We start from the raw sequence: 1,835 nt of genomic DNA, 5'->3' as shown, positions 1-1,835 counted from the left end.
ATTATAGGGTTATTAGAAATGAAGGGATTTTTAGCATATTGACCTGACGGCAGCAGTCCGCCAGGTCAGCGTCGTAATATTATGCCGTCCGGGCAACGGCATCACGCGAAGCGGCATCGCGCTCTTCGCCCGTCAGCTCGCTAAGTTGCCCATTGCGCATTTCCAGCAGGCGGTCGGCGTGGATAAAGTAATGATCATCATGACTGATAGCGAAAATAGTTTTACCCATCTCCTGCATCAGCGGCAGCAACACCTGATAAAACTCACGACGGAAGTGTGGATCCTGATCCGCCGCCCATTCATCCAGCAGGATAATATCGCGTTCTTCTGCCAGCGCCAGCAACAGCGCCACGCGTTTTTTCTGCCCTTTTGATAACTTCAGGTTAACAATACGCCCGTTGCTTAACTCAAGCTTATGAGCCATTTTCAGCTGCGCCAGCCACTTCTCAACCAGTTGCGGGTTAGCGGGTTTACCCTCCGGCCCCAGCAGTTGATCAAACAGCCAGACATCGGTAAACACTGCCGAAAACAGTTTGCGATAATCTTCCGGTTGTTCGCCACTGACAGGTTTGCCATCCAGCAAGATTTCGCCGCTTTGTGGCTGGTACAAGCCCGTCAGCAACATCGCCAGCGTCGATTTTCCACTACCGTTGCCACCAATCAGAAACAGCAGCTCGCCACGTTTAATGGTGAGGTTAATCGGCCCAACGGAAAACGCGTTATCCTGATAGCTAAACGTCACGTTACGCAGCTCCAGCGTTTGCCAGTTGGGAAAAGCCTGCGGGCGCGGAAACTCAGCTTTGAAAGGCGCGAGCGCGAATTTGTTCAGCTTGTTAAACGCCACCTGCGCCGTCAGCAGCGTCGGCAATGCGCCAACCGCCGAAAGCAGCGGCGTACGCAGGAATAACAGCGTCAACGAATAGGTCGCAGCAACGTTGGTATCAGCCCAACCGAGACTGTTCGCCATCCAGAACACCAGGCCGATAGCGCCCAGCATCATGATGTTTGACCAGTTCACGGCGCTAAGATGGAAGGTGTCTGCGCGAATAATATGATGGCGATACTCTTGCGCATCGGGGATGTAGAGGTTGTTAAACACATACTCGGCGCGTTCCCGGTTCAGAGTCAGCTCTTTGCGCCCTTCGAGTACGGTTTGAAAATCCGTGTACAGCTTGTCTTCGGTTTCACGCAGGGTCGCCATATGTTTGTACACCCGCGCCACCAGTACAAAACCACCCCAGATGGTGATCGCCATCCAGATAGCCGTTACCAGCAACATTTTGCCCGACAGCATCCACAGATACGCCGCGGAACCGATAGTGAGAATGATCCCCTGCACCAGTTCCGGAAGACGCACAAAAGCAATGGTGATATTGCGCACATCGCTGGTTAATCCCGCCAGCAACGAGGCGCTACCGAGTTGTTCAATGCGCTCGACGTGGGTATCCAGAATCCGCTTGATAAATTCACTACGCAGTCGGTAAACGAAGTGATGCCCCAAAGTGGTGAGCGCCAGTTGCGATCCGAGAGTGACTGCCATCAACAGCAGTAATAATCCAAGAAACTCCGGCAACACCAGCAGACTGGTATCCGCCGTTTCGATAAGGCGCTGATTGATAAAAGCAATTAAGCCAATGCCTAATGCCGCACTGGCGAGGCTTAGCGCCATCACACTGATAAATGGCCAGCGATACTGCCGCCAGACAAGTACAAGAAGTTCCATGCAGAAAACCCGGACAATGAATTACAGCCCGCAGTTTAAACATCTTCGCGCGCACAGCAATAATAATTCTTATTTTTATTCTTTTTTACCTGCCTGACGGAATGTCAGGTTG

1 protein-coding gene is annotated in these 1,835 nt (G+C 52.1%); it reads right to left on the bottom strand.

The window, feature by feature from the left end; translation table 11 throughout:
- Positions 1-79: 79 nt before the first annotated feature.
- Complete coding sequence (gene yojI, locus E0D98_RS23815) at positions 80-1,723, bottom strand: microcin J25 efflux ABC transporter YojI (RefSeq protein WP_000422188.1); 1,644 nt, start codon at positions 1,721-1,723, stop codon at positions 80-82.
- Between the last annotated feature and the right edge of the window lie 112 nt (positions 1,724-1,835).

The organism is Escherichia sp. KCJ4928 (genome assembly GCF_004352695.1).
Lineage (GTDB): Bacteria > Pseudomonadota > Gammaproteobacteria > Enterobacterales > Enterobacteriaceae > ECMA0423.
Note: the sequence above shows the minus strand (reverse complement) of the source record. Positions and strands in the feature narration are given on the sequence as shown.